Genomic DNA, 7,152 nt, shown 5'->3' on the forward strand with positions numbered 1-7,152 from the left:
TTCGACTGGCCCTTCYTCTTGAAYTKCGGGTAGCCGGCCTGCGTGCGCCAGAACCTCTCGAACGCGCCCTGCAACTGCCGCAGCGAYTCCTGCAACGGCCCCTTCGACGGCTCCGCCAACCACTCCGTCTCAGCGTCCCGCTTCCATCCGGTGAGCATCTTCGACGTGTCGCTGTAGGTCACCCGACGCTGCTCCTGCGACCATGCCCGCGTCCGCTCGGCCAACGCCCGGTTGTAGACATACCKGGTGCACCCGAACGTCCGGGCAAGCTGTTCCGCCTGCACCACAGTCGGATAGAAACGAAACTTGAACGCCCGCTTCACCACCCTCCCCGCCATGACCCAGACACTAGCCCCACAGTCCGACAGATCCAGATCGGCCATCCCGGCCCTGAAGGACCCGGTTTGCGCCGAAAGACTCACGGATCAAGAGTCGGCCGGAGGAGCGCAAGATGGTCACCCAGCCCCGTACCGCCGAGCTGCTCTGGGGATCACCGGACAGACCGAAGCGCGGCCCCAAGCCGGCGCTGAGCCTCGAGCGGATCGTCGCCACCGCCATCTCGATGGCCGATGCGGAGGGCCTCGCCACGCTGTCGATGCAGCGCCTCGCGGAGGACCTCGGGTTCACCAAGATGTCCCTCTACCGCTACACCCCGGGGAAGGCCGAGCTGACCGCCCTCATGCTCGATGCCGCTCTCGGACCCGCACCCGACCTGTCCGAGATCGACGGCGGCTGGCGCGCAGCGCTCCACGAGTGGGCACTGCGCATGTGGGCGGGTCTGCGACGGCATCCGTGGGTCGTGGACGTCGCCGTCGGCCCCCGCGTGATGGGACCGAACGAACTGGGCTGGCTCGAAACCGGCCTCTCGGCACTGAGCGGCACCGGGCTCACCGGCGGAGAACGACTGGATTCGGTCGTCCTGATCACCGGCCACGTCCGCAGCCTCGCTCAGCAGTCGACGGCCCCCGGCGCCGAAACCGACACACCCGAGAAGGCCCTGAACGCGCTCATGACGGGAATCCTCACCGACAACTCCGAACGCTATCCCGAGGCGGCGGCCGCCTTCGCCTCCGCCCGCTCCTCGTCCGGGCAGGACGACGCGCTCGAATTCGGCCTGGCCCGGATCTTCGACGGCCTCGCCGCACTCGTCGCGGAGCGCGCCGAATAGCGGGCCGCGGCCCGATCAGGTGGATCGAGGCCTGAGCAACACGGCGATTGTCACAGCCAGGACGCCGCCGCACAGAAGTCCGGCAAGCGCTGTGGCCCAACGCTGCCCCATCGATGCATCCGTGGAAGTCAACGCGCTCACCAGCATCGTCGCCGCACCTGTCACTGACAGGGTGACATTCCAGCTCAGAAGCTGACTGGTTCCGGTGTGGACACGCAGAAGGGACGGGGGGATCAGCACGTTGGAGACAATGAGAAGCACAATGCCTGGGTAGAGCAGAGCGTTCATTGCTGTCCTATCACAGAGCGGTGGACGGAGAGGACGAGTTCATCCGCGGGACTTTTGCATTGGCGCTGTTTCTGCACGCTGCGCTCAGCTTTCCACCGATGCGCGGGTGCGGGGATAGTAGCCATTTACCAAGATTTCCCACCGGTTGAGCAAATATCGCCGATGCTCTCGCCGCCGGGCCCGGATATCGTGGTGATCGGTCACAAGCCCTCCATCTCCACTACCCTCAATGCGAGCGCGACGTCCAGGCGCAGAATGGGATCCGTCGTGAACGGGCCGACGATGCTCTCCAACTTGCCGATTCGGTATCGCAGCGTGTTGTAGTGGAAATGCAGGACGCGTGCAGTCTCGGCGACGTTGCAGTTGGTGTCCAGGAGTGCCTGCATCGTCTGGCGGAGATCGATCGCCTCGTCTGCGTCGCCCGCCAGCGACCCGAGGATCTCGGTGGCGAACGATCGGAGCTCGGCGCTGTCGTCGACCAGGGAGAGCAGTCTGTGGACGCCCAGGCTGTCGAAGTGTGCGACAGAACCGTTTCCGCGCATGCGCCGCCCCACCGTCACTGCCTTACGTGCCTGGTCGTACGCCTGCGGAATGTCTGCAGCCGAACCGATGACCCGGCTCACGCCGGTGCAGAACGAATGCCTGCCGCCTCCACGGTCACCGGTGACGGCCGCAATCAGATCGTCGACGACAATTCTCGAGTCCTCGTCACCGACCGGCATCAACACCACCACCTCGTGGCTGAACCCGACCACCGGTGCGTACCGGTCCCTGCGCCGGACCACTTGTTTCCAGGCAGCAGTGAGTCTTTGTTGCGGCATCCGTCCGGCACCCGGCGGCCGTATCGCGGGGCCGACGGTCGAGCGAGCGGGGTCCGGGTCGAGCTCCGCGACAACGACCACCATGGCGCGGTTCACGTCCCATTCGAGCTGCGCGCAGTGCTCCGTAATCTGTGCAACCGTACCGGCATTCCCGTTGAGTACGTCGCGCAGAAAGTCGCCGTGAAACCTTGACTCGACCGCCGACACGGCGAGTTGCTTGGTCACCGCCAGCGCGACAACGGTTGCGGCTCGCTCCAGCGCTTGCACGGCGACGGAGCCCAATCCGCCGTCGCCCACGAAGGCGACGATGACGCCGTGTTCGGTCCCGCCCGCGTGAACCGGTGCGACGGCGATCTGGCCGGCCTCCGTGCCCGGCGCCGGCTGCAGGCCGTGGCGCAGACGCTCGGTGCGAAGCCGGCCGGACGGGTCGAACAGCGGCAGCCCCTCCAACACCTGCAGATTGGCCGTCGTACCCGCTGACGCGTTGACCCGCCCGTCCGGTGTGCAGATCAGCACCGCAGCGTCGAACAGCGCGGCGACCTCGTCCGCAATCTGCGGCAGGTCGCCACCTTCGAGGACGATCTTCGTCAAGGCACGGTGCATGCGATCGGCAACGTCGAGGGCGAACGCCTGCCGATCGACGAGGTGTGTGAACACCTCGGACATCACCTCGTCGAAACCGATGTCGTGTGGGATGAGAAACAGCGGGATTTCGAGACGGTCCGATGCCTCGAGCATCGCGGCAGGGAGATCGCCGAGGTACCGGCCCTCCTTGACACCGAGTGCGGCTGCGCCGCACCGGGCGAGGCCCTCGACGAGTTCGACCAGCGCGAGGGGGTCGAACGGCTCGCCCGAATCTGCATGTCGCAGAGGGAACCCCGTGGTGATCAACAGTTCGTTGGGTTTAACCCACGGCAGGATGTCCGGCACCTCGATGACGTTGACCCGCTGAACGGTCTGCTCCAGTCCGCCCGCCCCCGCGATGAGCGTGGAGCCGGCCAAGCTGGGGAGGGTCAGCACCTCCCGAATCGTCAACGCGTATCCGGCAGGTGACGGCAGATCGACTGCGTCCACGGGTGCAGCTCAGTTCGAGAGGAGTGCCGGCGGAAGCACGCGCTGCGTCCACTTCGTCTTCTGCTCGTACGCGTGGGCGAGTTGGAGGACGGCTCGGTCAGCGCCGTGTCGGCCGATTATCTGAATTCCCATCGAGAGCCCGCGGCCATCGAAACCGACCGGCATCGCGGCAACCGGGAGGCTCGTCATCGTCCACGGTGCGACGGTCTCCATCCACCGGTGGTAGGTGTCCATGGGCCGGCCGGCGATCTCGGTGGGCCAGTGTGTGGACTTGTCGAAGGGGAACACCTGAGCACTGGGCGCGAGGATGTAGTCATACGTTTCGAACATCTTCGTGAGTGCGGCCTGCCAATCGTTGCGGGCCGCCGCGGCCTTGGTGACGTCGAGCGCGGACAGTGCGATTCCGTGTTCCATCTCCCACACGAATTCGGGCTTCATCTGCTCGCGTGTCTGCGGGGCGTCGTAGAGGTCGACCAGGCCGAGCTGTGCCCACCAGCGCCATCTCAGAAAGAGCTGCCAGATGTCTTCGGGCTTGTAGTCGGGAAGCGCCGCCTCGACGTGGCAGCCGATGTTCCGGAATGCGTCGAACGAGGACTCGCACAGCTCGAGAACTCCGGGTTCCGTCGCCAGGTACCCGTCCCAGTCGCCCACCCATGCGATCCGCGTTCCGCGGAAGTCCCGCTCGAGGTTCCGCGTGAAGACCTCGGGATCCTCGCCGATGCCGAGCGGGGCGCCTGCGTCGGGCCCTGCCATCGTCGACAGGAGTTGCGCCACGTCGGCAACCGACCGACCCATCGGGCCGACCACCGCGCCCTGAGCGATGAAGCCTGCCTCGGGGATGCGTCCCCAGGAAGGACGAAATCCCACAACATTGTTGAAGGCCGGCGGATTTCGCAGCGACCCCATGTAGTCGCTGCCGTCGGCAACCGGGACCATCCGCAATGCCAGGGCCGCGGCGGCACCGCCGCTGCTTCCACCTGCGGTGCGTGACGTGTCGTACGGTGTCGCCGTCGTACCCCATACCGGGTTGTACGTCTGGGACCCGAGTCCGAATTCGGGGGTGTTCGTCTTGCCGATGACGATGGCACCCGCCGCCTTGATCCGCGCGACGAACAGATCGTCCGCGTCGGCGATCCGGTCGGCGAAAATGGGTGATCCGGACGTGAACGGAAGCCCCTTGGCCGCCGAGAGATCCTTGACGGCGTGCGGGAACCCGTGCATCCAGCCGAGGTAGTGCCCGTCGGCGAGCTGATGGTCCCGTTCGCGCGCCTCGGCCAGCAACTCGTCCCGGCCCCGCAGGGCAACGATGGCGTTGACACTGCCATTGTGCCGTTCGATGTGGTCGAGATAGGCAGTCATGACGTCGACGCACGACACCTCGCGGCTCTTGATCAAGCCGCTGAGCGTCAGCGCGTCGCACATGACGAGGTCGTCGTATCCTCCTGGACCGCCGAAGGGTTCGACGTCAGTCCGGGGCGAATCGCCCGCGTCGACGGGATCGATGACGTGTGACACTTGTGAACCTCTCCACGGTTTCGGAAGCGAATGCCGGCGATCGAGGGTGCGCAGCGGCCCGGTGGCGGCCACGCACCCTCGTTCACGGTGCGACCAGGAACTACTGGCCGAGGTCGACGATGGCGGCGACGGGGCCGCCACCCTCCGGGCCCTGATGTGCGGCCGACACGGACACGAACACCGCCGGGTCACCGGTGACCGACGACGCGACACCGCCTACGCACGACTTGATCTGACGGTGCCAGTGCACGTCCGAGTCGTCGAGCATCGCGTTGCGGCGGCCGCGCACCGTCCCGTCCTGACTCGCCTCGCACTTGAGGAAGACATTGACGAGCCGGCCGCCCAGGTCGCTCGTGTGGGGCCGCTCGGGCAGCTCGAGTCCCGCATCCCGGATCGCCGACCAGATGCCGTCCTGATCGAGCGGATCCTTCATCACGCTGTGCCCGATCCGGTAGCGGCCGCCGACACCGCGCGCGTTGCCCACCACCACGATCTGAGCCCGGTCCAACTCGACACCCGAGGAGCAGGATGCGACCGACGAGTAGAGGTCCCGGCTGTGCATGACGTCGGCATCGCCCGGCATCTCGATCTCGCCGAGGGCGACGGCAATCCCCAGTGCCGTACCACCGTTCGACAGGTCCATCGACTCGTGCGTCTGCTCGGTCCACACCGTCTCGCCGCGGCTCTTGGCGTCCCGGATGGTGTGGATCGTCAGCAACGGCGTCTTCGTCTGCACGTAGTGCACGTCGGCGGGGTCGGTGATTCCGGCGTTGTCCATCGCCATCTTCACCGCTGCTGCCACCTTGGTGATCATCGCCGTGCGACCGATGTCTTCGGGGAGAAGTTGCTCACTCATCGCGACACCGACGGTCAGTCGCGGCTCTTCGGTCTTCACCGCCTTCTCCGCCGGCACGGTTGCGAAGATCGTTGCGTGCGGGCTGATCACACCGTCGGTACCGCCGGACCAGACGATGGGCACCCCGGCCACCTCGTCCGCGCTTCGGCTGCCCTTGGCGGAGAGGACCTCACGGAAGGCCCGGTCCGCGATGATGCGCGTGTAGTCGTTGACGCCGCCGTTGCCCTCGGTCTTGCCGATGACTGCGACGACGCGGTCCGCTTCGAACACACCGTCGTCGATGAGCTTCGCCAGCTCGCCGGCGTCGGACACGCTGTGCAGGGGAACCTTGCGGACCTCGATTGCTTCGGGCATTGACATCTCCTCTATACGTGGCTTGCGGGTAGTCGAGATCAGCCGGTGGCGATCGGAACTCCAACGCAGCCCACGCTATGAGGGCGAGCACCTTCGGACATTGGCAAAGTTTGCCCAAACCAGAACTCACATTGGGCAGAGTTGGCCAGTGCCGCTGGTGACAGGATCAGAGGGTGCTCGTCTGGGCTACCTGGCTGGTCACGTGATCGGAGTGACCGGCGCCGAGGGGGTCGGGCCACCCCGACCACGTGTCGGGACCAAAGTCGATTTCCGCGGTGGTGAGGAGACAGATGTCGAGCTGATGCCGAAGGGTGTCGGCGTCGATGCCTTGGCCGATGAAGACGAGTTCCTGTCGGCAGTCACCGACCGGTTCTTCCCATTTGTCGAGAATTCCCTGGCGGCGGTAGTCGTCTTCCGGCCAGTAGCTGTCGGGGAGGAACTTCCACCACCGTCCGACGTACCCGTGTCGGATCATGTGACCGGCTTGGGAGATGCTGCCGATCTCGGTGAACCGGCCGGCGTTCCAAAAGTACCCTTTGGCGCGGAGAAGTCTGCCGTTCGTCCAGTCGCCGGTGAGGAACCGGTGTAGCCGCCCCGGGTGGAAGGGGGCGCGTTCGCGGTAGACGACCGAACCGATTCCGTATTCCTCGGTCTCGGGGGTGTGCTCTCCCTGGAGTTCCTGCAGCCAGCCGGGCGCCTGGGCTGCCCTGTCGAAGGAGAACAGGCCGGTATCCATGATGGCGTCGAGTGGGACGTGTCCGTGAGATATCGCGTGGATGTCCGCGGTCTTGTTCAGCGATCGAATCAAGGCGGTCAGCTCGGCGAGGTGCTCGGCGGAGACGAGGTCGGCTTTGCTGATCAAGACCACGTCGGCGAACTCGATCTGATCGACCAGAAGATCGGAGATGTCGCGTTCATCCTCGGGAGCGTCGGCCCCGACGGGATCGCCGGACCGGTAGTCCCGGAGAAAACTGTGGCCGTCGACGACGGTCACCATGGTGTCCAATCGCGCGATGTCGGCAAGCGCGTGCCCGTCGGTGTCGATGAACGTGAATGTCTCGGCGACGGGCAGGGGC

The 7,152-nt window shown here is 65.9% G+C and carries 7 protein-coding genes; 1 reads left to right on the forward strand and 6 read right to left on the reverse strand.

The genetic code is table 11. The features are described 5' to 3' along the window. On the reverse strand, positions 1–338 hold a 338-nt coding region (locus AC1DWT_RS48505; RefSeq protein WP_477925995.1), incomplete at its 3' end, for a helix-turn-helix domain-containing protein. 113 nt (positions 339–451) lie between these two features. Between AC1DWT_RS48505 and AC1DWT_RS48510 the strand changes: the two genes are divergently transcribed. After that, positions 452–1,168 carry a TetR/AcrR family transcriptional regulator gene (locus AC1DWT_RS48510; protein ID WP_095861749.1) on the forward strand — a complete coding sequence of 239 codons (717 nt, stop codon included), beginning with the start codon at positions 452–454 and terminating at the stop codon, positions 1,166–1,168. Between the two features lie 15 nt (positions 1,169–1,183). Here AC1DWT_RS48510 and AC1DWT_RS48515 read toward each other — a convergent pair whose 3' ends face one another. The 5 genes from AC1DWT_RS48515 to AC1DWT_RS48535 form a co-directional block, all read right to left on the reverse strand. Beyond that, positions 1,184–1,456, reverse strand: coding sequence for a hypothetical protein (locus AC1DWT_RS48515; protein WP_095861748.1), 273 nt, complete (start codon positions 1,454–1,456; stop codon positions 1,184–1,186). 200 nt (positions 1,457–1,656) lie between these two features. Further along, the gene (locus AC1DWT_RS48520; RefSeq protein WP_206013818.1) at positions 1,657–3,351 is read right to left on the reverse strand and encodes a PucR family transcriptional regulator; all 1,695 of its coding nucleotides are present in this window, start codon (positions 3,349–3,351) and stop codon (positions 1,657–1,659) included. A 9-nt stretch (positions 3,352–3,360) separates the two neighbouring features. After that, entirely contained in the window at positions 3,361–4,866 is a 1,506-nt protein-coding gene (locus AC1DWT_RS48525; protein ID WP_072944376.1) for an amidase, read from the reverse strand. A 100-nt stretch (positions 4,867–4,966) separates the two neighbouring features. Beyond that, positions 4,967–6,076, reverse strand: coding sequence for a barbiturase (gene bar / locus AC1DWT_RS48530; protein ID WP_095861746.1), 1,110 nt, complete (start codon positions 6,074–6,076; stop codon positions 4,967–4,969). A 166-nt stretch (positions 6,077–6,242) separates the two neighbouring features. After that, positions 6,243–7,152 (reverse strand): GTP-binding protein (locus tag AC1DWT_RS48535; RefSeq protein WP_477925996.1); only part of this gene is annotated, 910 nt, incomplete at its 5' end.

It is taken from the genome of Rhodococcus sp. P4_B6, from assembly GCF_056402215.1.